Genomic DNA, 23,798 nt, shown 5'->3' with positions numbered 1-23,798 from the left:
GACGTCTCCCGATCTTAGAGGGCGAAGATGCCGTTCGCGTCCCAGGAGGCAACGATATTGCCGCCGTTGGGGGTGACCGGGAGACCGGTCGCGCTGTCGATGTAGTAGATCAGCTGCGACGTGCCGGCCGTGCCGGTGTCGAGGTAGAGGACGATTGCCTCTTCCTTGTCGGTCGTGCCGGTGGAGCCGGCCGGTACGGACGTGAACAGCGCGTCGTCCGCGTCGAACACACCGTTGACGACGGTCTTGTTCGCGAGCGTCGCGGCGGTGCCGTAGCGGGCGGCCGCAGGCACGTCGGACAGGAACTGGTGCGTGTCGGAATAGGTGTAGGCGCTGGTGTCGACCAGCTGCGCCTTCACGGTGCCGGTGACAAGGTTGACGCCTGCGGTAAGCAGCGCCTGCTTGTATTTGGGATACAACTTATTCGCCATGATGGTGGTCCTTCGTTGTTGAACAGGGGGTCAGCGAGGCCAGGCGTCGAGCAGCAGGCGGCGCTTGTCGTCGCAGGAGCGCAGATCGAGGCGGCCCTGACGGATCGTCGCGTCGTCATCGGCCGCGGACGCGCTACCGTCCGGCTGGCGCGCCTGTGGCGTCGGCAGGCACGGCTGCAGTGCGGCCGTCGGCGGAGACGGGGGCGGCGGGAGGAAAGAGGGCCGCGTCGAGCCCGTCGACGAGCCGCACGCGCTCAGCAGCGCGGCACAGAGCAGCACCGGCAGGTGTCGCTGCATAGGTCATGACCTCTTTGGTGTTGGTGAGGACGATGGGGCGCAGCGCCGCGGCGCGGGCGGCATAGCCGTCCACCGCCGCGGTCACCCGGCGCTCGGCCTCCAGGGCCGCATCGCCCGCCTTGCGATCCGCCAACGCCTGGCGTTTCGCAGCGGCAACCTGTTCCGTCAGCCGGCCCTGCGCCTCGCGCGCGTTGCCGTAGGCCAGGATCAGGAAGACGGCGAACGCGAGAGAGCCCGCGCCCGCCAGCAACTTCAGCCACATCAGCCGGGGCTGGTGTTGGTCGGCGTCGGCGCGATCGCGTGGCTCGCCTTGAAGCGCAGGATGATCGTCACGCCGGCGACGATCGCCATGATGACGCTGACGACCTGCTCCTGATCGAGATCGGCCGGCAGAAGGTCGAAGGCGCTCAGCAGCGCGAAGACGGCAGCAACGATCTGCAGCCAGATGGTACGGCTCTGCCACCAGTTCTTGGTGTCGGACATGGGGTTACCCCTTTCGTTGAGGCGCGCGCCGCCCAGCCTGCGGCGGTGACGCGGAAGGATCGCTATGGCTGGGCGATGGGGTCAGGCGAGCAGGGCCTTCGCGACCGCCAATCGGGCGGCGCGATCAGCGAGGCCATTGGTGCCACCGTTGATGATGCGCGTGACCGCCTCGACGTCGTCGCGATCAGCCGCTGCATTGATGCGGTGCGCGGTCCAGAAGGCGCAGGCGAGCTTGATGCCGATCGGCGGACGCGCGGCTGCATCGGGATCGGCGATCAGGTCTACGCCTATGATAGTACCGAAGCGTCGGTAATTGGTCCGGCCGGTGATCTGGATCGGCCCGCGGCCGCGAAAGCGGAAACCGTCGCCCGGCTTGACGTTGCCGAGATCAGTTCGACCCTCGTAGCGGCGCTGTGCCGGTGTCGGTCCCCAGATCTCGACGAATTGGCGAAATCCCGCGCTTTCGTGGCCGACCTGCGCGAGGAAGTGCGCGAGCCGCAGCGGCGTTGCGAGGATCAGGGCGCCGTCGAGCGCCATCTCGCCGGTCGACGCCAGCGCGGCAGCGGTGTCCGGTCTAGCTCCGCAGCGGACGAAGAGCGCGGCAAGCGTGATCGGCCCCAAGTCGCCGTCGACGCGCACGCCCAGGCGCCGCTGCAATCCTGCAACGTCCATCATGTCGGTTGTCCTTTGGATGGAGGTGCCGGCTCAGGCCGGTGGCTTGCTCTCGTCAGCACCAGGAATGCGGGACTGCACGAAATTCAGCGCTACGGTGATGATCGTGACGCCCATCGCGCCAAGGCCGGTCCCGTAGATCAGGGCCAGCGCAGGGTCGGGCCGGAGCCGCATGATCGCGCCGGCCGTGAATAGCAGCGCGAGCGCACTCACCGGCCAGTCGAGCGTCCAGCGATGTTCCTTGCCCGCCTTGGCGGTGACGTAGAAGCGCACCGCTAGGCATGCGCAGATACCGGCGATCATGCTGCCCGCTTCGAACGGATAGCCGACGAAATTCCAGATAAGCGGCTGACTCGTGGCAACCGTCGCGCCCTTGTCGCCTGCGATCGCAGCCGCTGCGACAGGAAGAAGAGCCCCCATGGTTGCCGCCCCTTTGTAGATCATCGGGTCGACACCACGCCGACGGCCGCAATGAAGCTCAGCAGCGCAATGGCGGCTGGCCGACGAAGCATGGGGAGCGATGCCCACATGGCGATAGGGAACGGCTTGCGGCGTAGGTGCGCGACCATACCGGGCGCCGACAGGTAGAGCAGCGTCAGCCCGGCGAGCCCAAAGGCTAGGGCAACGGGATCGCCGAAGCGTTGAAGGGTCAGGAACCAGCCTGTGCCGGCCGGGTCGCGCGGGTCCCAGTTCCACAGGGCGACGGCGGCGAACAAGGTGCGGATGCCGATCCCGGCAGCGAAGCAAAGCCCCGCGCGGCGCCAGATCGTCACCGGATGGTTCGGTAGGTCCCGCCCCCTGTTGCGCCTCATCGCGGATAGCGCATCATAGGCGAACATGAAGGCAACGATGCAAGCGAAGGTCATCCCCGCGAGGTTGATTACGACGAGCCACCCATGCCCGTCGAATGAGGGCGGGGCGGCCGTCATCGGTCCTTTCGCGACCGCCTGGGCCGCGAAGCTGATGTTGGTCATCGGTATCTCCAGATGGTCTCTAGGCGACAGAATGTGGTAGGGAGCGCCATGAGCAGCACAGCCCGCGCATCAATCTTTTTGCTTTCGACGCTTTGCGTGATACCGGCAGCAGCGCAGACGACACGCACCGCGCGGGATACTGCCACAGCTTACGGCGCCCGACTGACGACGCCAGGCGACCCGACCAAGCCTCTCAACCAAAGGCGCGTAAACAACAGACTTGATAACCGGATCAGCAATCGATTATCGCTGCGGATCGAGCGATATCGCGTTGGGGCAGAGGCCGATCCGCTCGCCGCCGCCCGCGAGCCGCAGAAGAGCGCTACCTCCGCGTACGAGACTGCAAGCGATGCGAGTCGGGAAGCAACTGCGTCCGCAGCAACGGATCGCCAGCAGCAGAATCAGACCACCCCCGCCGATGCGGATCCGAGATAGCGTAGTGGCGCTCGATCCCTAGCCGAAGGTCAGCGAAGCAGGATAGGCTCTTCCAGCTGCTTCGCCTGCTTTTGATGGAAAGCAATGGTTGTACCGCCTGCTTCCGAAAGCACGCGCCACCCGCCATAGGCAACGATCAGCACAATCACGAAGACCACCGCATAGGCGACTGCGCGGACAACGCCCGATTGCAGCGCTGATATCCGACCAAGCAGGGGCGTCGAGAGCAGCGTGACGATCGAGGCGAGGATGATCAGGATGGCGATCACGATGAAAGGGGTATCGGACAAAGCGGGGCTCCCGGTGCCGGCGAAACGCTGGCCTCTGACTTCATAACGCCACGGCGTTTGGCCAGGTTCATCTGCGAATCGGCTCTCGAGATCGCCGTTGCACATTATTTTCCTGCGCTCTGTTGTCGCCGTTAGAAAGTTTGCAGGTACGAGCGACCGTTAAGAGGTACAGAAGGGCCTAGGCTGCCCGTGACGGCCACCCCCGATATCAATCGTAATGCTGCTTGCTTGCCAATGGGTTCGAGCGCAGCATCGTCGCATGGATACTGATACCGCGTGGGAACGATGGGGTCGAACCGATCCTTATTATGGCGTTCTGTCTGTGCCGAAATTTCGCGGCGCGAGCAGCAGTACAGCCGAAGGTTTCTTTGAGAGTGGGGACGCCTTCATCCGCGATCGGCTCGAAGAGGCGACAGTCGCTTTCGGTCAATTCAACCGCAGCCGAGCGCTCGACTTCGGCTGCGGCGTAGGCCGGTTGTTGATACCTCTAACTCGCCATTTTGAGCAGGCGGTAGGAGTCGACATTTCCCAATCGATGCGTGCGGAATGCCAGCGCAATCTCGACGCTCGCGGCCTAACGAACGCAATACTGGTCCAGTCCGATGACGCCTTGTCCGAAACTGCTGGCAGCTTCGACTTTGTGAACAGCTATATCGTCCTGCAACACATCCCAGTTGACCGGGGCTATCGGATTATTGAGCGCCTACTTTCCGTCGTCGCTCCGAGCGGCGTTATATCGCTGCAATTCACCGTGCATCGGGGCGACCGTCGGCATCAGGCTTTGCTTTACTGGGCGCAACGCTTTATTCCGGGCGTCCAGATGCTGACCAACGCCGTCAAGGGGCGGGCGCTGGGCGAACCACTTGTCGAAATGAATGAATACGATCTAGCTCATGTGTTGGCCCTGTTTTCTCTCCACGGAATGGGCGCCCCAATTATCGAGCAGGGGATCGAAGGTCGCGTTCATAGCGTTACCGTAATGGCTCAGCGGCGCGATAACTGAGGTGCCATCAGACCGGCCGTTGCCAGATAGAGAAGGGGTAGGCTGCCCGTGAAGCCAGCCCGACAAGCGATCGTAATGCCGCTTGCTTGCTTATGGGTTCGAGCGCAGCATCGGCGCATGAAAGTGTGGCTCGGTAGATTGCGCTACGCGACGCTGAACGCGGTCCAGCGCTCAGGAATGATCCCTGCGGGGTTCCGTCGCCGCATCGTACGGCGACTTGGGCACAGACTTTCTGATCAGACCTACCTGTCTGAAGGCATTTTCCTGTCAGGCGATGGGCTTCGAACAATGGGCAGCATATCCATCAACGCGAGGTGCTTCATCGATGCCAATGCCCCGATCGAAATCGGTGAAGGCGTTCGCATCGCATGCGAGGTTATGTTGGTGACGACGACCCATGCGGTCGGTCCCGCAAGTGAACGGGCCGGTGATATTCGATACGATGGCATCCGCATCGGTGAGGGGAGCTGGATCGGCGCCCGCGCTACTATCCTTCCAGGCGTCAGTGTGGCTTCAGGGTGCATTATCGCGGCTGGTGCCGTAGTCGCTGGCAATACTGAGGCGAACGGCGTTTACGCTGGCGTCCCAGCACGGCGCATCAAAGAATTGAGCACTGAAGACCTCAACCTAGAAGTTTTGCCGTTCGCATATTCGCGAGCAGCGCGTTGAAGTCTGCTCGTAGGCCTTCCACCGTAGCCGCTGTCGATGGCTCCTGGGCAGCCAACTGGGCTCCAAGGGGCGCCGGCATAGTCTTCGTGACGCCGTCGAAGCCCCTGTACGTGACATACGGTTGACCGTCAGGGATTGCGACGACGACATCGCCTACGCCCACTAGATCCGCTGGAGATGCTGCGGCGGCAGAGATCGAAACGGCGGCATAATCAGTACCCCCCTTGGATTCGCCAAAAACCCGAAGATACGCATTCGCTCCGCTCACGGCTGGCTGGGCGACCAGGCGCGTGCCGATCCTGGCCGTTGCGTCCCAGTCACTGGTGGAGATAGCGAGCTTGCCACCGCGATAATCAGCGTCGCCGTTATGAATGATAAGGCCGCGAACCCCTGCTTGGCGAACCGCTACCCCGCCAGCGATCCGCGAAACGCGTGTGCCCTCGCCGAGAACATTGCCGGAACAGGTGGCGTCATCCTGTATTGCGGCGGTGCGAAGGCCAGGCGCAGGCGCAACCTCGGCGTCATATTCATCGATGATGTCACGGATATGACCGCCCTCGACAACATTGTCATGGGAGTTGAGAGCGATGCGAACTCCCCCAAGATTTGCGAGCTGAATATCTGGATTAATAATTTTATTTCTGCGCGACCCATTATTGATGAAGATGGGGTAAGTAGTTGACATACTAAGACGTGCATCACGAATCGTAATAAAATCGCAACGTTCGTCCAACAAGATGCAATTCCCGCTCAATCCAGTATTTCCTGCCGGAGCTTCGCCGATGAGATACTGCTCAATGTCAGGCCCGACTATCTCGCCGTTAGTGCAGCTTTTGAAGAATGTAAGGCTTTCGTCGCGTTGCGGTCTGCGCCCGATGAAAAACCGATGCGTGAAGTCCTTAACATTGCGATGACCCATTCCCACGGCGCCGGTTTCGATTGCTGCAACCGTGTCTGTGGCAAAACGCATCGAAACCTCGAACCCGATGCCGATACCACCAGTCTTAGCCGCTACGGAGTCACGGATAAAAATATCCGTTGCGGCCAAGAATCCAAGGCCGTTCGCGTTCAGTGAGTTAAGGACGTTGCGGAACTCCCCGCCAAAAACGTTAATGTTTCTACAAGCGTTTACCAGCTTGTAGACCCGAACATCGCTCGGATTTTCAAAGAAAAAATTAATGGGCCGCTTGGTGTAAACCGTGTCGCCTACCTTTTTACGAACCACGTTTATGTCATACTCTTCGCGAGACACGTCATATAGGTAGAAGTCGTCGCCGGCAGAGAGATCGCTGGCATTCGTGGCAACGAAAGACATCGAGTCCCGCGGGATGGGATTTTGTACGATTGCTGCGATCTGATCGGGGTAGCCGAGACCACGAACGCCATACCCTTCGACTTCGGCGACTATCCGCGCGTTATTAGCAAAGCGGTGCGTCCGTTCGCCTAGCCAATTAACGGTGCGAGTTAGCGCAATTGAACAGCCTTCAGGGTAAAGCCACTCTCGAACATTTCCGTTTTCCTGCGCCGCCTGATATGCATCGCTGTCGTCAGCGTTGCCATCGCCTACTACATACTCGGTGATGAACGCCTGCGCACCCAGCCGTTGCGCCAGCGGGATTAGCCGAGGGTTTCCGCCTCGCGCGCTTCTGAATTTGGTCGTCTGAAAGTCGTAGAGATAGTCGGAGCCGCCGGGCGTGCGACGTCGCATCTGAGCCGTCCCATCGCCAGGCGCGACGGCGAAAAGCGCGCCGACAGCCGTTGCGGATTCGCCCGCGGCCTGGGTGGCATAGGTCGGCTGCGCCGTCGTGGCGACATCGCGGGATATATTTGCCTGGTCTCGCGCCTGCTCAGCAGCGACGCGCTCCGCTGCGGCCGATGCTCGATCGTTCTCTGCCGCCGCCGCCGCGTCTTCTGCGCGTTTCGCGATCGGCGCCACCAAGTCGGCGCTGTCGAGTACGATCTCAACCCTGTTCTCGCCGAACGTCAGCGTCGCACCCGTCCGCATACCGCTAATCGAGCCGCCCCGTGCTCCATATCCATATGGCCGACTGGCCGGCGCGTTGTCAGCGCCCGTTACGCCCCCTTCAATCACAAAGGGCCCCCGCGTCAGGACGCGCTTATCGCCACCGATCGTCGTGATCAGGTCATACGCCAGCTGCGTCGGAGATCCGAGCTCGCCAACGTACGGCAGCCCCTCCATCGTCAGTTCGCTGATCCGGATCTGGAGCGTGCTCGTAATCAAACCGCCATCATCGTCCACGGTCAGCAAGGCGAGACCTTGCGCCTGCGCGTTTGCGACTGAGCCGAGATCGACAAGGGCGACGCCCGGTGTATCGACGGCTATCCGCAGCTGCATACGCAGCGTCAGACCGCGCAGGTCGAGACCCTTGAATGCGATGGTCCGCACGCATGGGGTATAGCGATCAGCGACGATTGGCAGGTAGGCGACAGCGGTCATAGGGGCTCCGAGGATCCGACGCTCATGCGTCGTTCTGCTGGATCTGCTTGATGTTGTGAGACAACACGCCTTCGGGCACGTCTGGATGGCGCGAGACGTAGGTGTGGGCGCCGGCCACCGTGATCTTCACGACATCAGCCAAGCCTGCCGCGGTGCCGATCTGCGCCATGCGGAACCATCCGTCCTGCTCGGTCCAGAAGCGATGGTCAGGCGTCGCAGTCGGGTAGCCCCGTGCGCCCATAACCTCGGCCCGGACGATGCCCACGGCCGTGACCTCCCAGACGCCCCATTCGAAGGTATGCTCATGACGGGTCCGCACCCGATCGCCCGCGCACAGGTCGCCGGCGCGCCGCCAGCTGCCGTCTGCCATCAGGATCAGCGTGTCGGTGGTGACGCAATACCCGCCGCCATAGCCGCCGCCTCCGTCTCCACCTGGCGCCGTCGGCGTTGAGGGATAGGTGCCATCGGCATTCGCCGTCGTCATCTCGCGAACCAGCACGTAATTCGAAGATGCCACCTGCTCTAGGGCGGGCGAGGGGAAGGCGACGAACGTGGACGCCGTCAAGTCCCAGAGCACGATGTACGTGGTGCCGCTCGCCAGGCCGGTGATCGTCTGCCCCGGAAAAGAGAGCACTCGGCCGTCATCGATTGTCGCCTCGAACGCCTGGGCGGTGATCGTGTCCTTCGTGCTGTCGAGCGGATAGGCGACCGACTGACGCACAATGGCGTATGCGGCTCGGTCCGTACCGATGGGGTCGGCGCGCGCAATCGTGGGCACCTCACCGGGCAGAAGCTCCATAGCCGTGCTCCAGTGGTAGATGCCCTCGTTCTCCTCCCGGAGACCGAGCACCACCGAGAAGTCGGCTGCGAGCCCCCAGCTCTTCACCGTCCAGGCATAGTTGGACAGGCCGTAGCGCGCCGTGCCCAGCTGGACGGTGTCCATCGCAGCGACACCCAACCCCATGATGTTCATCGGCCAGCTGACGCGCTTCTCCGCATTCGAGCGGCGCAGCATGATCTCGAGGATGCGCTGGCCTCGCGGGTGGCTGGTGATGTGCGGCAGCTCATAGTCGCCCTGGCGCAGATCGGTTGACGGGATGGAGCGGGTGGGAATCGGCTGCGGCTGATAGAGGGCAGTCGGATCGATGAAGGTGCCCGACACCTCGTTGGCGAGATCCTGCTCGTCGGACAGCAGCGGGATGCTGATCGGGCCGGCAAGATCATCCTCGTCCATGCGCGCGGAGATCGGCACCCAATAGCCGGGCCGCATCAGGTGCTTGCCGCCGGAATAGGTGTAGCTGCCAGCACAGCAGGTCACGAAGGTCGAGCGAACCTCGCTCGGCGCGGCGCCGACCTCGATGACGCTGTCGAAGGCATAGCGCTCCTCAGTGCCCCCAGCGCGCAGCGGCACGGCCTCGTCGGCGACGTTGCACATGGCGCTCAGCCAATCGTCGTCTGGTATTTCGTCGGGATAGGACCCGAAGCCGCCGTCTTCACGCGGCATGGCCATCCAGTCGTAGAATATCGCTACAGCGTTGCGCAGATACCCGCGCGCGCCGGTGCGGGGGTCGCGGATGTCGTCCTTCCCGAGGACCTCAACGGTCATGTTCGGAAACCCGGCCTCGACGATCGCGTCCGTCATCTCGAACTTGGCATAGAGCTTCGAAACACCGCGTCCGCGGTGCGCGGTGGTCCACTTGCCGTCACACTCTGCGACGAAGACGGGGTTCGCGACTGCATCAGCATCGCCTCGATCAAACCACAGCCACGCCGCCCCAGCATAAGGGCCTGAGATCACCTTGCCGCTGCCGTCGACCGGCGCGACTTGGTCATTCAGGAAGAAGCGGTTGGCGCCTGCGCAGCGGTGACCAGTGACCGCCACGACGAAATAGCGGTAGTGCGTCTTGCCGACCTTCTTGGGGTGGAAGAACGTGATGACGCCCCCGGCGCGGCGCATGCCATAGATGATCCGCGCGTTGACGATCGACTGCCGGAAGGTGGTCGGACTTGCGCCGCCGCCCGATGTGGTGGGCTTGCCGGCGACGATGCTGAGCAGGGCACCAGCTGCCAGTGACAAGGTCGCGCCAATGATTGCAGTCGCGACGGCCGTGGTAACCGTGACCCCGACCGAGCCGAGGACGGCAACCAACCCTGGGGCGAGGGCAGGGGCGGCGACTGCGATCGCGACGGCAATGGCCACCGCGGCGATGGCCTTGACGACCTTCCCCATCAGACGTGCCAGGCCTGCTCAACGCGGCGCATCGGGACCATGTCGCCTCCGTAGAATTCGGCGAGCTCGCCGCGGCAGATGCCGATCGCCCAACCGCACCGGACGATGTCGCCGCGCCGCGCGGCGCGGGGCGGGCAGGGCGGCCCGTGAACGGCGCTGATGACGCCCGCCATGTCACGCACCCCCTGACGGCGCATCAGGGCCACCCAATCGCGCGGACGTCGCGGCGACGGGCCGACGACGTCGCAGATGTCCTGCCCAGTCATCGTCAGCACGTGGGCGCGCCACTGATCTCCGCAGTGATGCGCCCAATCGGGATCAGCCACTCTGGTTCGTCTTGGCCCAGAGGATGGGAATTTCCGTCATCCGGGGGAGATATTCGAAGAACCGGTCGCCCGGGTATTGCCGCTGCTGCCGTTCATCGGTGAAGCGCTTGATGGACGGCCGGCGCTGATCGATCTGCCGGCTCTCGCCGCCAGCGGTCACCGTCAGGGTCTCACCGCCGTCGACGATTTCGTAGGAGCCGAGCCGGCCCTTCCAGATCAGCTTATAGCCGACGACCTGCTGATATGTCTCGTCCAGCGCGCCGACGAACAATTCATAGAGGCAGCCGCGCACCGCTTGGTCGGCGATGTCGTCGCGGAAGTTCGCCGGCACCTCCGACAAGGTGGCCTTGACGCCGGTCGCCGATCCGTCCGTGTCTTCGCCGATAGTGTCGATCGCGCCGATGCTGTGAATGCCCGTCCAGTCCTCGTCGTTGAAGCGGATCGTGCCACGACCTGTCCACGCGAATATAGGGTCGGGAAAGTCGATGTGGACGGCGAGGAAGGGCCGAACAACACGATCCGCGATCGCATCCGCCAGCGCCTGTGGCAGGTTCCGGCTCAATCCAGATCCTCCACGAAGTCGAGTGAGATCTCCGCCGCCTCGCCCACCGTCGTCTCGTTCTGCCCGGCATCGTCGCTGGTGAGTGCGAAGCGACCGGTGACAGGCCAGGTCAGCACCGATCCCGCGGCCACCGGCTGGGCCAGCGGTGGGTTGATGCCGATCAGCGCGACACCGGAGGCATCGGCGTAGATGCTGCCTGCACCCGTAATGACGCCCCCCGCAGCGATCGTCGCCGCTGCGGATACGAGGTGCGGCCGCGTGTCGCCGCCGATGTAATCGCCGACACCCATCGCGAGCCCGTGGGATGCAAAGCCGCGGACGCGGAGGAATGTCGACCCGGCCGGCGCGGCATCTGCCGTCAGCCGATCAACGCGAGCCTGCCCCGCGATCGGCAGCGGGCGTCGATAATCGTGGAAGCGCGCCTTGACCAATCCGCCCTGCAGATCGGCGATCAGGCTGTCGAGCCGCGCCCCGAACCCGGCTGCGTCACCGAACCTAGGCGCCCCTTCATAGGCCGCTCGGAAAGTGAGTCGGGCAATCCATCGCGGTGCCGAAAGGCCGTAGACCTTACGGACTCGCGTCAGCGGGCTTTCGCTTCCTCCCGCGTGCGCCTGCAGATAGAATGCGACTCGGAACGGAGCGAGGTCAGCGGGCCAGACGATCTCAGCCACGCCTGCGGCCCTGCTCCGCAATGCCCTTCATCGCCGCGGCCCGCGCGGCATCTGCGACCCGGTACACCTCAGTCCTGGTAGCCAGATCTATGGCTCCGGTGAAGTTGATCGTCTGGTTGACCACCCGGCCGCCTCCCATGCCAATGTCGTCATTGGCGACGATCTGGCCGCTGTGCGGCGCAGTGAAGATTTCCGGACCCATCTCGCCTACGATGTAATTCTTGCCGCCCACCACCGGGCCGCCGCCCGCGCGCGCGCCAGACAAGTTGAGGCCGCTGCTATCCGCAACGAAGGGGTTCCAGTTGATGCCGTCGGCTAGCGCGCCAACCCCACCGCCGCGCGAGCCGCCGAGAAGGCTGCCAAACAGCGCCGCGATGCCTTTCTGCAGGCCGATCTTGAGCAGTGAGGAGATGATGTCGTTTGCGACGCTCTGAACAGTCGCGGCGAGATCCTTGAAGCTGCCACGCGCCTTGGCGATCCCGTCGATCAGCGCGTCGAGCCCCTGCGTCTGGATTCCCTCGAGGGCCTGGTTCATCTCGTCGGCGGTCTTGGGTATGCCGTCGAGATACTGCGCCAGCGGCCCTTGGTTTTCCTTCTTGATCCGCTGCCGCCCCAGGTCCCGCAGCGTGCCAAGCACGTTCAGGCGTTCGCGCGCGATCTGCTTCTCGCTGTCGGTCGATGTCTCCGATGCGAGCACCGCCTCCTGTGTCGCGCGCAGCTGCGCGAATTGGAGGTCGAGAATCTTCAACTCCAGCTCCTGCCGGCCCTTCGCCGTCGTCGCGAGGTTCGTCTGCGCAGTCAGGATGTCCTGCTCGTTCTCGTTGCGCGCGGACGCGAGGGCGAGACGCTCGCGCGCCATTTCTTGTTCGGCACGCTGGTTGATGAGGTTCTGACGCAGGCCATAGACCTCCTCGGTCACCTCGCTCAGCTTCTTCTTCTGTGCTTCGGACAGGTGCTCGTCGGTGGCGATTTGCTCGAGGCGGCCCTTGCGCTCCTGATCGTTGAGCGCGCGATCGATTTGGACTCGGTCTTCCTGGTTGACGGTGAGATCGCTGATCGCAGACAGCCGCTCCTCCTCGGCGCGCGACAGCTCGTTCTGATAGCGGCGATCGTTTTCCCGCGCCTGCTTCTCGTCGTGTTCCCGCTTGCGCGCGGCGGCCTTGTCGGCCGCTGCCGCACGCCGCGCCGCTGCCGCAGCCTCGCTGTTGCCTTCCAGCGGTACCCGACCACTGGGCTTCGGCGCATTGCCCTGCTGCGCGAGGCGGATCGCGCGCATGTAAAGGTTACCCTGCCGCACGACCTCCGCCGAGGTGCCGGATTGTGCAGAGCCGTCGCCCTCGGCACGGCGGATGCTGAATAGGCCGCCAGACGATGCCGCCGCCTGGCGGGCGCGGCGGTTCGCGATCGCAGCGCGGAATTGCTTGCGGCGGAACGCAAGGTCATTGTTCGCATCGTCGGAGTTCTGCGCGAGCTTGTCGCCCGCGATGAAGCCTGCTGCGGCACCAAGGCCGGATCCCAGCGCGCCGCCGCGTGCGCCGGCGATTGCGCCCATGATGGCAAGCGCGGTGCGCGGGTTCGACGCCAGGAACTTGATGATCGACCCGGCGACGTCGGTGATGCTCTGCGCGAGTGCCGTGAGCGTTGTGGCGTTCTGGGCGATCAGGTTGGCGAACTGCGCGTTGAGGATCATGCGCATGGTATCAAGCTGGTCGTTCACCGAGCCGGCGTTGCGCACGACATCGTCGCGAAGAACGATGCCGAGATCATTCGCGCGGCGGGCGAGTTCGTTGAAGCCGTCGCTACCCTGGGCGAGCAGAGGGACGAGTGAGGCGGCCGATTTGCCGAACAGCTGCAGTGCTGCGGCATTCTGCTGCTGGACGGTCGGCAGCTTTGCCAGGCCATCCATCGTCTGGCGGAGCGCGGTATCGAAATCGGTCGAGGTGACGCCGAGCTGGCGGAACAGCTTCACCTGCGCATCGCTGCCCGCCTGCGCAAGTCCCTGCGTTCGCGAAAACTTCTCCAGCGCCGTGTCTGCCTGCTCAATGCTCGACCCGCTGAGCTGCGCCGCATAGCGAAACTCCTGGATCGTCGTCGTGCTGGCGCCAGTCCGGTCTGATAGGTCAGAGATCGCGTCGGCATAGTCGAGCGCCCGCTTGGTGGCATCGGCCACCGCATCGATAGCGATTGCGCCTGCCAGGCCAGCAAGGGCGCCCTTCAGCGACACGGCCGCGCTGATGGGCCGCTTGAGCGAGTCGCCGATGCGCTTGCCCAGCTGCTCGGCGCGCGTCTCCGCCTTGACAGCGCTGCTCGTGAACTCGGCGGTGTCGAGACCAAGGGTGACGCGGAGCGCACCGATCACGCTGGATGGCATCAGCTGCTCCTTGCGGCTAGGGCGCGCATCACGCTGCCAATCTCACGGCCCGTCATGGCCCGCGTGACCTTTTTGCCGCCGATGATGTTCCGGACGAGCTTGTCATGCGTCTTGGGCGCGACCTGGGCGAAGATGCCGGTCCAGCTGGCGAGCCGGATGGAGGCCTCAGCCTCGCGCCGGATCAGCGCCGCGCGCCCCTTCATCGCCGACAGGTTGACCCGCGGCGTCTGGTTCCAGAACAGGTCAGGATCGAGCCCGAGGGAGCACCAATCCTGATGTGCCGTCAGCCAGCCGCCGCCACGGGAGGGCGGTCGCCATCCTCAGTTTTCTCCGCCTCCGCATCGGGGAAGGCAGCGTCGAAGGCGTCGATTGCAAGCGCAACAGCCCGGAAGTGGCCGACCTCATCGACGAGGTCGCCTGCGTCCGCCATGGACAAGCTGCCGCCCCCAGCGCCAGCCCAGAACAGCGCGCGCAGCGTCTTCTTGCTGACGCCGATCGGCTGAGCTTTGCCGAGCGCAAGCTCGTGCGCGACCTCCAGCGTTGTCAGGCCCGTCTTCTCCTCCAGCGCGCATAGGCTGTTGGTGGTGAACTGCAGCGCCATGCTGGCGCCACGGGCCTCGAAGAAGACCCTTCCTGCCGGGGTCGCCATTACGCGCCGATCACCGTCGGATCGGCGGCAGCATCCGCGCGCACGACGGCGCCGGCAACGCGAATGGTGATGCTGGCCGTCATTCGGCCGTCGATCGGTGCAGCAGGCTCGAAACCGCGGACGAAGCCGGGGAAGGTGTACATCTGCGACGTGTCATCGGGCGGGGTGACAATGCGCATGGTGCGAACCTTGGCGTCCGCCTTGGCAGCGGCGATCAGATCATCGGTGGCGCTACCCGGAATCCAGTTGATCTCAATGGTGATTTCGCCGGCATCGTTGAGACCCGCGATGAACTCGCGGGTGCGGTTCGGGCTCTCGTAGTGCGTGACCTCGACCTCGGCGATCTGCTCGTTCGGCAGGGTCACGCTGGTGACTTCGGCGAGCTTGGTCAGGGTGGTGGCCGCCGCTGTGGCCGCCATCAGAAATCGGGTGCCATACCCGATCAGCGCGTCAGACATGGGATAGGCCCTCCTATTCGGCCGGTGCGTGCCAGATCATGAGATCGAGCGAGGTGACGAAGATGGTCTCGCCGGTGTCCTGCCGCTCTGAATAGGCGCGAGAGGAATCGACGAAGGAACGGGCGAAGCGGGTGGTGCCGACGACGCCGGCGACTTCTGCAATCGCGATGACCTGCTCGGCCAGCGCATCGGCATCGCCGCGGCTGAGTGCCTGGCAGTCGAGCTGGGTACGCGTCTCGCGCAGCTGGGTGCGGCCGTCGTAGGTGCTCGGCCGAGGATCGGACACGACAAGGATGATGACGAACGGGCGGGGCGACCCCTGCGGCGCCTCGTCACGGTATGCGGCGAGGCCAGCGGCGGTGAGGCGGTCGCGCAAATCGGCGCTCATCGCCATCGGCTACCCCCTCCCAGCTGCGCGCGCCGCCTTGCGGGCGAGGCGCTCGGCGGCCTTGTCGATCTCGCCGCCAAGCTCTTCGCGGACGATTGCAAGCGTCTCGTCCTGCGTTTCATCCCAGGCGGGGCGGGCGAAGGGCTGGGCCTTCTGGTCGACCGTACCGAACTCCTGCGGCACCGCTGCCGGATTGTTCGGGCCGGCGTACATCTCGATATACGACTTGTCGTCGCGCTTCCGGTTCATACGCGCCTGGCGGCTGGTCAGCTTGGTGCCCACGCCCCCTGACCCCTCCAGCGCGCCGGTCAGTCGCGGCGCCTTCGCGCGCCAGGCGGCATCGAAAGGGGCAAGGGCCTTTTTCGCCACGCGCCGCAGCACCGCCTTGTTCGTGCTCTTCGGCAATTCGAGCAGCGCGCTCTCCAGCTGCGCCAGGCCCTCGACCTTGATCGTGACCTTCACGGCTATGCCCGGCCGATGGCGGCGACTTGCAGGCCGTCCCGGCGGCCAAGCTCGACGACGCTGACGATGTTGAAGAACCGGCCGGACCCGACCGGATATTCGAGACGATCGGCAGGGCTGAGGGCGGCGACCATCGATGACCACCGGATGGTGACGACCGTCGGCGCGTTGGCGGCAGCCTCGGCGCTGGCGAGCCGCTCAGACCCGGGCGACGGGCGGACCGACGCCCATACCGTGGCCAGCTCAGACCAGCCCTGCACCATATCGCCATGCTCATTCTCAACGACGCCGGCACGGTGCAACGTGACGCGGCGGTCGAGCGATCCGGCATCCATCAGGCGAAGACCCGGAAGGGGGCGAGCAGGTTCTCGACCGTCGTCGACATATCGATCTTGCTGATTGTGCCGACCGCCGTGGTGTCGCGATTGCGGTAGAGGTCGCCGACCATGAGCAGGATTGCGGCGCGGATCGGGGCGGGTAGGGTCGAGCCGTTGCCGTAATTCGGATAGCCGGCCCGGTACCGGATGCGGATGGCCTCGCGCCGAGTCGAGCCGGCCGACCACGGCCAGGCGGTGCCCGCGGCGATGAGATCGGAGCCGAGCAGCTCCAGATCCTCAAGGTCGACCATCTGCTCGACGTTGCCGCGGTCGAACCACGACACGCTGACCAATTCGACGACCGGCCGGAAAGGCAAGCGGATGCTGCTGCCGCAGCTGAAGTCGGTGCGCGCCTCGAGGATCTGAACGCCGAGCGCGCGGCCAAGCCAGCCGTCAGGGCCGTCGATATGCCCCGTGGCCGCGGCGATCATCGCCTCGATCAGGGCATCTTCGTCGTTCCCATCCACGCGCAGATGGCGCTTGGCATCCGCAAGGGACACCACCGGCTCGGGAGGGGTGACGACGAAGACGCGCATGGTCTTACTTGTTGGCCTCGAGGTTCTGCGCCACTGCCTCGGCGCCCGTCAGCGTCGGATCGTTGAAGTCGATGGCGTTCTGCTGAACCGTGGTGTTTGCACGGGGATCGTTGTCGACGGCCGGGTGGTCCGGATCGACGTCGGGAACGATCTGCTGCGGCGCGCCTGCCGCGTCGAAGGCGTCGGCCGCTGCAATGTTGGCCGCACCCGAGGTATCAAGATCGGCCTGCGTGGTCGCGTGGACCGGGGTCTTTTCGGTCTTCATGGTGGTCTCCTGGGTTCGCCGAAACCGTGGCGCACCGCGGCTTCGAAGAACCGGGCCAGCTCACGCTAGCCCGGCAGAGATCAGGCAGAAGTCTTGAGCGCCTTCATGGCATCGGGATTCTTGACCCCGCCGCCGACGCGCTTGGTGGTGTAGAAGCCGATGAACGGCTTGTTGGTCAGCGCGTCGCGGATGACCCGCACGCCGATGCGATCCATGATCAGGTACGTCTCGGCCATGTCGCCATAGAGCAGCGAGAACGAGCCTGCGGCGATGTCCGGCAGGTCTGGCATCTCGACGAGCGGGCGGCCCATCAAGGTTGCCGGTTCGCCGGCCTGGTAGCTCGGCTGCCAGAGATAGTTGCCCTGGCCATCCTTCAGCAGGCGCAACGTGCCGTGCGTGTTAAGGTTGGCGAAGAACCGGGCGTTGCCCTGATACTGCGTCGGGAGAGAGTAGACGAGCTTGACGATGTTGTCCGGCTTGTCGACCGCGGCAGCGGTGCCGCTGTTCAGCGACTTGATGTCGCCCCACGGGTGGATCGCCGCCGCGCTGCCGCCGGTGATATAGTTCAGCAGACCCTGCGGCTTGTTCACGCCGTTGCCGGACAGGAATGCGATCGCCTCCTGGCGATCGAACTCGGTCGCGACCTCGCCCGATAGCCATCCCTCAATGTCGATCTGGCTGTCGTCGAGCAGCTGCTGGGTGACGAACGGGAAGGCATAGATTTCGCCGTTGCCGAAGGTGAGCGGCGACAGCTGCGGCGTCGAGGTTGCGGGGCGGCTCGCCGTCTCGCCGACCCAGCCGGAGCCGACCGCGCGATCGTTGAACAGCTTGACGAACCCGGCAGTGCCGACCGTCTCGACGGTCGAATACTGGCGCATCGGCGAGATCAGCTTCAGGCGGCCCTGAATGGTGCGATCCCATTCCACCGGGGCGGTGTAACCGCCGTCGGGGTTCGAGCCCACCGACATGGCGGCACTGATCTCGTTCTTGCGGATATGCGCGTTAAACGCTGCCGAATATTCGGGGTCCTCCGGCTGCTTCGGGCCGGTGCCCTGACCGAGCTTCGCTGCCGCCATCTGCGCTGCGAAGCCGTCGAGTGTCGACTGCATCGTGCCGATCGACTCGTTCATCGCGGCGATCTGGGCGGTGTCGAGCGGATCGACCTTGGCGGACAAGGCGTCCTGCTTCTCGCGCATGGCGGTGACTTGACGCCCGATCTCTTCGATCAGCGTCTTGGGGTCGGCACCGTCCATGCGGATCGGCGAAGCGGTAATGGCGCGCGGCATGGCCAGCGCGCTGCTCGCGGCAAGGGCGAGCATCGCAGGGGTCTTCATGATGTACCTCTCAGTGAAACTTGGCAAGAAGGCCGACGAGATCGTCGGTTGCGATGCCGCCAGCGCCCGGCGTGGCAGCGGGTTCGAGGGCAGCGCCTGGCGTGCCCTTGATCTTGTTGATGCGAGCCCGCGCTTCGGTGCGGGTGTGCCCGGATGCGACAAGCGACAGTTCCATCGCCCGGAGCTCGTTGACGTGGCGATCGGCCGCTTTCGCTTCCTCGTCGACAGCCACCTGATCGGCGGAGAGCATCGCATCTGCGAAGCCGCGCTCGATGGCCATGCTGCCGGACATGAACGTCTCAGCGTCCATCCACTTCTGGACGTCAGCGACATCACTGCCCGTACGCTGAGCGTAAAGGTCAGCCATTGCCTGATCGAATGGTGCGAGGAAGGTCGCGGTCTCCGCCATATCATGGCGGTTGCCGATCGCGAGGACCCAGCAGTTGTGGATCATGATGAAGCTGGCCGCGCCGATCTCCACCGTGTTGCCTGCCATGGCGATAATCGACGCCGCCGAGGCCGCCATCCCCATCACCTTCACGGTGATGTCTTGCGGATGCTCGCGCAGGACGTTGTAGATGGCGATGCCTTCGAACATGTCGCCGCCGGGGCTGTTGATCTGAACCTCGACGGGGCGGTCGCCGATTGCGCGCAGCTGCGCAGCAACCTTCTTCGCCGTGATCGGATTATCCGACCAATAATCCTCGCCGATCGCGCCAAACATGGTGATGACGTTATCGCCGGTCGCGACAGCTCGGATGCCGGCGCCGTCGTCGTTCCAGCGATCCAGCACGTTCGGCTTCGCGAGCGCAGAGATGTCGCGGCTGCCCGGGACGGGCAGGGCGCCGGGGCGCTCGCGGGCAAACACGCGAAGTTCAGGGCTGCGGCGCATTGTCCACCTCGGGTGTCATCCAGGCCGGGGCGTCACCCCAGGGCTGGTGGTTCATGTCCATCATCTCGCGAGCCTCGTTCGGCACGCCCCAACCGGCCGCACCGGGCCCGCCGATCATCTTCGACAGGATCTCCGCTTGATCCTTCAGCGAACCGCGGAGCAGCGCGCCGGCATTGAACTTGACGTCGTGCGTTGCCTGCTCGGCGTCCGTCAGCAGGGAGCGTTCAATTGCCTCTTCCCAAGCGGTGAACCAAGGCTGGAGGCAATACGTCACGAGGAAGATGCCGAGGACCTCGATACCGCTGCCCCAGCTGGTCTCGTCGAACATGAGTAGAGGCCGCGGTACGCCCGTGAATCGTGAGACCTCTTCGGCTTGGTGTTGCCGCTGTTCCAATCCTTGTGCCTGCTGACCGTTCATGCCGAAGGGCGAGGGCTCCATGCCCTCTTCGGCGACCAGCCATTTTCCGGCATTTTCAGCGCCAGCGTACCGCTCTTCGAATTGCTGGCGCAGGTTGAGGATAGCCTCGCGCGACAGCTGTTTCGGGTGCTTCAGCACGCCTCCGACATAGGCGCCATTGCGCAGCAGTCGGGCGGCCGCCTCGTCGGCCGTCTCTGCCAGCCCCAAGGCTTCCGCCGCGACGTTGAGCAGCGCATCCCCGGTGATGCCGTCAGAGGAGAATGGCGCGGCGAGATGCAGAACATCGTCCTGCGACAGGGTCACCTGCTTGCCGTCCGGCTTCGTCCAGCAATATTCTCGGCGCCAGTCGGCGCCTAGCTTCACCGTCACCCGTCTTGGGTCGAGCGGAATGAGCGAGATGACCCGCGCGCCCGATCGCACTTTGAACGCATAGGCATTGCCGTGGAGCAGCGCCCTACCTTGCATGTACGCCTTGAACTGGAGAGGCGTCTGCCAATCGTTCGGCCGCGTCCGAAGGAGGCGTTGCACCGGGTGCCCATCGGCCTTTTCGGCGCCAGCCTCCGTTTTCTTCAGCAGATTGACCGGCAGCATGCCGATCGCGCCGGTGATCAGGTTGACCGCACGGAAGAACGTCGAATTGCTGAGTGCCGACTTCTCGGTGACGGTCTTTCCGGATGCCGTCATCCGACCGCCGCGCAGATAGTCAGCGGTGCGAGGATCGCTCAGGTCCCATGAATAGGGTGTATTGCCGAGCGCGGCGATGCGGGGCAGGTTCATCGCCGCCGTTTCGCGCGTGATCGTCAGGCCGAACAGCTTCATCCGACCTCCCTCAAAACGATAGCAAGCCGCGGTTCTCGTAGACGGAGGGACCCTCCGCCGTCTGAGCTGCCGCCACCCCCATTGCCATGACCAGTGCGACCATCCCGTCGATGCGGCCGGTGCTCTTCGCCTTGTTTAGCTTCCGATCGCCCGCGGCGTTCTTCTCGACCACGGCGTTCGCCGCACACATCGTCATGACCGGGTGGCCGCCGTGGGCGACCTGCTCGTTGAGAAATGCGATCTCGGTCGTATCCATCGCCGGCGCCATGCTGACGTGGCCCTGGCCGAAGGGCTCAAAGGGGAGGATGATCCCCAGCTTGCTCATCTGCGCGTCGAGCGTCTTGAAGCGGTATCGGTCGAACCCGATGCGGCCGACGTTCATCCCATTGGTGATCTGGCCGATCTTAGTGGCCACGAACTCGTAATCGACCGCGACACCCGGCGTCGTCTCGATCAGCCCGTCCTTGACCCAGCGATCGTAGGGCACCCGGTCGCGCTTGGCGTGATCGGCGACGGTCTGTTCCGGCTTCCAGAACCACGCTTTGACGTGCCACTTGCCCTGCCAGAAGGCAATCAGCACGAACGCGCAAAGGTCGGTCGTTTCGGCGAGATCCAGGCCGCCGAAAACCAGCCCTTGGCGGAAGGCCTCATCGTCGACCGCACTATTGCAGGCCAGCCAGACGCCCGGTGCGATGAACGGCGAGAACCGGTTGACCCGTTGGTTGAGGTATAGGTTGCGGAACCCATTCTCCGCCGACGGCATGCGGCTGGCCTTTTCCGCCGCCGCCAGCAATTCCACCTCCGACCGGAAAGTGCCCAGAGCCGGATTTGCGGCTCGGTGTCCCTCCGGGTCGAGAACGTCACAGCCTGCCGGCGCCTCGTAGACGTGGCAGACGATCTTCGGATCGCCCGATCGCCTAGCATCGTCGATCTTGACCGACAGCATATCAGCGTCGGTAGGCGCCTGCGTCGAAATGATCAGTCGGAGCGCGTCGTCATAGGCGCCGCTCGCCGTCTCGATCGCCTCGACAAAATCGTCGTGATCGCCGCGAACCTGGCCGAGTTCGTCGAGGATTGCCAGGACGGGCGATAGGCCGTGCGATGTCGATCCCTCCGCGGCCAGTGCCCGGTACTCGACGTTTTTGGCGATGCCGATCAGCCGCTTCCCGGATGGTACGATCTTGACCAGCGCGCCACGGCCCTCGACACCCCCCAGCTCGCGCGAGAGCGAGACCATCTTGGCAGCGAGATTGAACACCAATGCCGCCTGATCGCGAGATCGGGCACCGCTGACGATCTGGCTATTGAGCCGCGCCTCCGGTCCCGCGATGTGCGCGAGAAGGATCGCGGCGATCAGGCCAGATTTGCCGTTCTTGCGAGCGATGGAGAGGATACCCTCAGTGGTGCCCGCCGGATTGTCGTAGACGTCGAGGATGAACTTCTGCTGGAACGGTTCGAGCCGCATCGGCTTCCCGACCAGCTTTCCTTCCGGCACGACGCAATACCGATGGATGAACGCGATGACGCGCTCGCCCCGGGTCACGCGCTGCCTTGCGGCCTCGCCAGCAGGCCGTCCCTGTCATCGACCATGGGATTATGGCCGCCTTCGATCCCGGCCGCGTGCTCGCGCCGTCGGTTGACGTCGCGCTGCTCACCATTCTTCGCGCGGTTGTCGAGGCCGAGGGCTCGACGGAGCGTCACAATTCTGCGCGCCAGCTTGTCACTGACCTCGATCGTCTCCAGCAGCTTGCGCTGATTGATGTTTCCCCCGCCGACGACCGTATAGCCCGCGACCCGCTCAGCGTCCGCCATTGCGCGCGCGAGGTTCGCGGCCACGACGAGGTCACTGTCGGTCCATTCGGACTTCGGCTTCTCGGCGATCACGACGTCCCAGAATGGAAGGTCGCCCTTCCGGATCTTGATATGCGCCGGCGGGGAGAGGTCGCGCGCGGCTGCGGCCATCGTCGCCACCGCTCCCGCCGCGCTGTCGATGCGCTGGCGACGGGCCATGGAGCAAATCCTGTATTAGCGATCAAAATCGAGGGGGCGCCGGTGTCCGGCCTGTCTGATCTGGACTTTTGACCCGCCCCCCCCGGCGTCGTCGCGCCCGTTTCGGTCTGATGCAGGTCCGCTCCGGACCTAAGCCTGTCCTGATCGGATGGTATACGGGACGCCGTCTAGGTCGGAACAGGAATGCGAGGCGGTCGCAATTGCCCACGGGTGGGCTGGGTCGGTCGGTAACCCGTTGGCATCGCAGGCCCCGAGGCTCGCCCGACGCTCGTGGCCGAACTGCTCTGCGGTCACTGCGCGGTGGCAGCGATCGCAGAGGCAGCGGATGTTGGCGTCGTCGTCGGTGCCGCCCTTGGCTAGTGGGATGATGTGGTCGGGCACCGTCGAAGGCGTGATGACACCGTGCTCAGAACAGATGCGACACAGAGGCTCAGCGGCAAGGCGACGCGCTCGCTGTGCTTGGCCAGCCCTGCCTCGCTTCCGTTCAGTCATAGCTTCGCTTGTCCGCTCATACGCGCCTCAGCGCGGTGATCGGTGGGGACGAGGGCAGCCGGTTGGCCAGTCCTATTAGCTCGTCGCAGGCTGCTCATGCAGCGGCGCCCACCAGGGCGTGTTCTCTATTTACCCCAGCCGGTTCGAGAAGCCAAGCCTCAATCGTCACACTGATCGATCCGCCAAGATTGACGATAGCTGCCTTGCCCATGCCTCGCTCCACGATGCCCGTCATGCCTGCGAATGCCGGCTGAGCGATGGTGACCCGCTCGCCTGTCTGATACGTGCGTGCGCCGGCGCGAAGCGCTGCCCGCTGGCGCTGTTCGGCGGTACGATCGGCCAACAGCTTCTCGCGCTGGCGCACGGCCTCGTGAGCAGCGGCGGCACGCGCTTCCTCATCACGCAACGCGCGCATGGCTGCGTCGCCAACCAACGGTACCCGCCCGGCATAGGTGAAGATCGAGAAAGCGGGCAGGCCTGGACCAGGCTGGGCCATCAGCCGATATAGGTCGTGCAGCAGGTCTGCGCGGAGGAAGACGAACGTCGGCAGGATCGCGGCGTCAATTTCGATCGTCTTCTTGCTGCGTGGCCGGCGGCGACGCACGATGATCTGAGGCGTCCAGGCGTCATAACCCAGCGTCGTCAGCGCACGGCATACCGCCAGCGTTCGCTGCCCGCTCATCCGCAGCATGCACCAGCGCCGCGCCCCCGCTTCCTCAACCATTATGAACCCCGCTCGCCTTATCGAATATAGAACAATGTGAGAACGTCGTCACCGCGGTGCCGCTGTGCGCTCGTGGGCGACGACAGGCGGCACCCACTGCCG

Annotated in this window: 31 protein-coding genes; 3 read left to right on the top strand and 28 right to left on the bottom strand. The window is 64.5% G+C overall.

All coding sequences use genetic code 11. From position 1 onward, the window contains the following. Positions 1-14: 14 nt before the first annotated feature. From IQ292_RS11725 to IQ292_RS11700, 6 genes are all read right to left on the bottom strand, one after another. Positions 15-431, bottom strand: coding sequence for a hypothetical protein (locus IQ292_RS11725; protein ID WP_203310510.1), 417 nt, complete (start codon positions 429-431; stop codon positions 15-17). A 133-nt stretch (positions 432-564) separates the two neighbouring features. After that, positions 565-990 carry a hypothetical protein gene (locus IQ292_RS11720; RefSeq protein ID WP_203310509.1) on the bottom strand — a complete coding sequence of 142 codons (426 nt, stop codon included), beginning with the start codon at positions 988-990 and terminating at the stop codon, positions 565-567. Next, positions 990-1,211: a hypothetical protein gene (locus tag IQ292_RS11715; protein WP_203310508.1), complete on the bottom strand. Its 222-nt coding sequence runs from the start codon at positions 1,209-1,211 to the stop codon at positions 990-992. The genes IQ292_RS11720 and IQ292_RS11715 overlap by 1 nt, the downstream gene beginning before the upstream one ends. Before the next feature lie 81 nt (positions 1,212-1,292). Then, positions 1,293-1,886: a glycoside hydrolase family 19 protein gene (locus tag IQ292_RS11710; RefSeq protein WP_238941035.1), complete on the bottom strand. Its 594-nt coding sequence runs from the start codon at positions 1,884-1,886 to the stop codon at positions 1,293-1,295. Positions 1,887-1,916: 30 nt separating this feature from the next. Next, on the bottom strand, positions 1,917-2,327 hold the full coding sequence (locus IQ292_RS11705; protein WP_238941034.1) for a hypothetical protein: 411 nt from the start codon (positions 2,325-2,327) through the stop codon (positions 1,917-1,919). Continuing rightward, complete coding sequence (locus tag IQ292_RS11700; RefSeq protein WP_203310507.1) at positions 2,324-2,857, bottom strand: hypothetical protein; 534 nt, start codon at positions 2,855-2,857, stop codon at positions 2,324-2,326. The genes IQ292_RS11705 and IQ292_RS11700 overlap by 4 nt, the downstream gene beginning before the upstream one ends. 48 nt (positions 2,858-2,905) lie before the next feature. Here IQ292_RS11700 and IQ292_RS11695 point away from each other — a divergent pair, with 48 nt between their 5' ends. Further along, the gene (locus IQ292_RS11695; RefSeq protein WP_203310506.1) at positions 2,906-3,292 is read left to right on the top strand and encodes a hypothetical protein; all 387 of its coding nucleotides are present in this window, start codon (positions 2,906-2,908) and stop codon (positions 3,290-3,292) included. Between the two features lie 29 nt (positions 3,293-3,321). On the opposite strand, the gene IQ292_RS11690 is transcribed toward IQ292_RS11695, so the two are convergent. Continuing rightward, the gene (locus tag IQ292_RS11690) at positions 3,322-3,582 is read right to left on the bottom strand and encodes a hypothetical protein (protein ID WP_203310505.1); all 261 of its coding nucleotides are present in this window, start codon (positions 3,580-3,582) and stop codon (positions 3,322-3,324) included. A gap of 259 nt (positions 3,583-3,841) precedes the next feature. On the opposite strand from IQ292_RS11690, the gene IQ292_RS11685 reads away from it, so the two are divergent. Together IQ292_RS11685 and IQ292_RS11680 are read left to right on the top strand one after the other, a co-directional pair. Then, positions 3,842-4,585 (top strand): class I SAM-dependent methyltransferase, encoded by a 744-nt coding sequence (locus tag IQ292_RS11685; protein WP_203310504.1) that lies wholly within the window; start codon positions 3,842-3,844, stop codon positions 4,583-4,585. Between the two features lie 117 nt (positions 4,586-4,702). After that, a complete protein-coding gene (locus tag IQ292_RS11680; RefSeq protein ID WP_238941033.1) occupies positions 4,703-5,254 on the top strand; it encodes an acyltransferase in 552 nt (183 codons plus the stop codon). Here the strand turns inward: IQ292_RS11680 and IQ292_RS11675 are convergent. From IQ292_RS11675 to IQ292_RS11575, 21 genes are all read right to left on the bottom strand, one after another. Next, positions 5,208-7,712 (bottom strand): hypothetical protein, encoded by a 2,505-nt coding sequence (locus tag IQ292_RS11675; protein ID WP_203310503.1) that lies wholly within the window; start codon positions 7,710-7,712, stop codon positions 5,208-5,210. The genes IQ292_RS11680 and IQ292_RS11675 overlap by 47 nt on opposite strands. 22 nt (positions 7,713-7,734) lie before the next feature. Beyond that, complete coding sequence (locus IQ292_RS11670; protein ID WP_203310502.1) at positions 7,735-9,942, bottom strand: Hint domain-containing protein; 2,208 nt, start codon at positions 9,940-9,942, stop codon at positions 7,735-7,737. Continuing rightward, on the bottom strand, positions 9,942-10,268 hold the full coding sequence (locus IQ292_RS11665; RefSeq protein WP_203310501.1) for a DUF6950 family protein: 327 nt from the start codon (positions 10,266-10,268) through the stop codon (positions 9,942-9,944). The genes IQ292_RS11670 and IQ292_RS11665 overlap by 1 nt, the downstream gene beginning before the upstream one ends. After that, positions 10,261-10,830, bottom strand: a complete 570-nt coding sequence (locus IQ292_RS11660) for a hypothetical protein (protein ID WP_203310500.1) — start codon at positions 10,828-10,830, stop codon at positions 10,261-10,263. The genes IQ292_RS11665 and IQ292_RS11660 overlap by 8 nt, the downstream gene beginning before the upstream one ends. Further along, positions 10,827-11,501 carry a hypothetical protein gene (locus IQ292_RS11655; protein WP_203310499.1) on the bottom strand — a complete coding sequence of 225 codons (675 nt, stop codon included), beginning with the start codon at positions 11,499-11,501 and terminating at the stop codon, positions 10,827-10,829. Before IQ292_RS11655 ends, IQ292_RS11660 begins: the two co-directional genes overlap by 4 nt. After that, positions 11,494-13,872 (bottom strand): hypothetical protein, encoded by a 2,379-nt coding sequence (locus IQ292_RS11650; protein WP_203310498.1) that lies wholly within the window; start codon positions 13,870-13,872, stop codon positions 11,494-11,496. Before IQ292_RS11650 ends, IQ292_RS11655 begins: the two co-directional genes overlap by 8 nt. Beyond that, positions 13,872-14,075 (bottom strand): hypothetical protein, encoded by a 204-nt coding sequence (locus IQ292_RS11645; protein ID WP_203310497.1) that lies wholly within the window; start codon positions 14,073-14,075, stop codon positions 13,872-13,874. Before IQ292_RS11645 ends, IQ292_RS11650 begins: the two co-directional genes overlap by 1 nt. Positions 14,076-14,155: 80 nt before the next feature. Beyond that, the gene (locus IQ292_RS11640) at positions 14,156-14,521 is read right to left on the bottom strand and encodes a hypothetical protein (RefSeq protein WP_203310496.1); all 366 of its coding nucleotides are present in this window, start codon (positions 14,519-14,521) and stop codon (positions 14,156-14,158) included. After that, positions 14,521-14,979: a phage tail tube protein gene (locus tag IQ292_RS11635; RefSeq protein WP_203310495.1), complete on the bottom strand. Its 459-nt coding sequence runs from the start codon at positions 14,977-14,979 to the stop codon at positions 14,521-14,523. The genes IQ292_RS11640 and IQ292_RS11635 overlap by 1 nt, the downstream gene beginning before the upstream one ends. Before the next feature lie 13 nt (positions 14,980-14,992). Further along, entirely contained in the window at positions 14,993-15,367 is a 375-nt protein-coding gene (gene gp17 / locus IQ292_RS11630) for a tail completion protein gp17 (RefSeq protein WP_203310494.1), read from the bottom strand. A gap of 9 nt (positions 15,368-15,376) precedes the next feature. Continuing rightward, a complete protein-coding gene (locus IQ292_RS11625) occupies positions 15,377-15,829 on the bottom strand; it encodes an HK97-gp10 family putative phage morphogenesis protein (RefSeq protein WP_203310493.1) in 453 nt (150 codons plus the stop codon). A gap of 2 nt (positions 15,830-15,831) precedes the next feature. After that, positions 15,832-16,164: a head-tail adaptor protein gene (locus tag IQ292_RS11620; protein ID WP_203310492.1), complete on the bottom strand. Its 333-nt coding sequence runs from the start codon at positions 16,162-16,164 to the stop codon at positions 15,832-15,834. Next, the gene (locus tag IQ292_RS11615) at positions 16,164-16,742 is read right to left on the bottom strand and encodes a head-tail connector protein (protein ID WP_203310491.1); all 579 of its coding nucleotides are present in this window, start codon (positions 16,740-16,742) and stop codon (positions 16,164-16,166) included. The genes IQ292_RS11620 and IQ292_RS11615 overlap by 1 nt, the downstream gene beginning before the upstream one ends. A 4-nt stretch (positions 16,743-16,746) precedes the next feature. Next, positions 16,747-17,007 (bottom strand): hypothetical protein, encoded by a 261-nt coding sequence (locus IQ292_RS11610; RefSeq protein ID WP_203310490.1) that lies wholly within the window; start codon positions 17,005-17,007, stop codon positions 16,747-16,749. An 80-nt stretch (positions 17,008-17,087) separates the two neighbouring features. Continuing rightward, on the bottom strand, positions 17,088-18,341 hold the full coding sequence (locus IQ292_RS11605; protein WP_203310489.1) for a phage major capsid protein: 1,254 nt from the start codon (positions 18,339-18,341) through the stop codon (positions 17,088-17,090). A 10-nt stretch (positions 18,342-18,351) separates the two neighbouring features. Further along, positions 18,352-19,233, bottom strand: coding sequence for a head maturation protease, ClpP-related (locus tag IQ292_RS11600; RefSeq protein ID WP_203310488.1), 882 nt, complete (start codon positions 19,231-19,233; stop codon positions 18,352-18,354). Beyond that, on the bottom strand, positions 19,217-20,470 hold the full coding sequence (locus IQ292_RS11595) for a phage portal protein (RefSeq protein ID WP_203310487.1): 1,254 nt from the start codon (positions 20,468-20,470) through the stop codon (positions 19,217-19,219). The genes IQ292_RS11600 and IQ292_RS11595 overlap by 17 nt, the downstream gene beginning before the upstream one ends. Positions 20,471-20,480: 10 nt before the next feature. Beyond that, entirely contained in the window at positions 20,481-22,013 is a 1,533-nt protein-coding gene (locus tag IQ292_RS11590; protein ID WP_203310486.1) for a terminase TerL endonuclease subunit, read from the bottom strand. Next, complete coding sequence (locus IQ292_RS11585) at positions 22,010-22,480, bottom strand: hypothetical protein (RefSeq protein WP_203310485.1); 471 nt, start codon at positions 22,478-22,480, stop codon at positions 22,010-22,012. Before IQ292_RS11585 ends, IQ292_RS11590 begins: the two co-directional genes overlap by 4 nt. Positions 22,481-22,609: 129 nt before the next feature. After that, positions 22,610-22,972: an HNH endonuclease gene (locus tag IQ292_RS11580; RefSeq protein ID WP_203310484.1), complete on the bottom strand. Its 363-nt coding sequence runs from the start codon at positions 22,970-22,972 to the stop codon at positions 22,610-22,612. Positions 22,973-23,066: 94 nt separating this feature from the next. Then, positions 23,067-23,696 (bottom strand): hypothetical protein, encoded by a 630-nt coding sequence (locus IQ292_RS11575; RefSeq protein WP_203310483.1) that lies wholly within the window; start codon positions 23,694-23,696, stop codon positions 23,067-23,069. Positions 23,697-23,798: the final 102 nt, after the last annotated feature.

It is taken from the genome of Sphingomonas beigongshangi, assembly GCF_016820445.1.
In the GTDB taxonomy this organism is placed as follows: domain Bacteria; phylum Pseudomonadota; class Alphaproteobacteria; order Sphingomonadales; family Sphingomonadaceae; genus Sphingomonas; species Sphingomonas beigongshangi.
The sequence above is the reverse complement of the archived record's forward strand: the minus strand, read 5'-3'. Positions and strand labels throughout refer to the sequence as shown.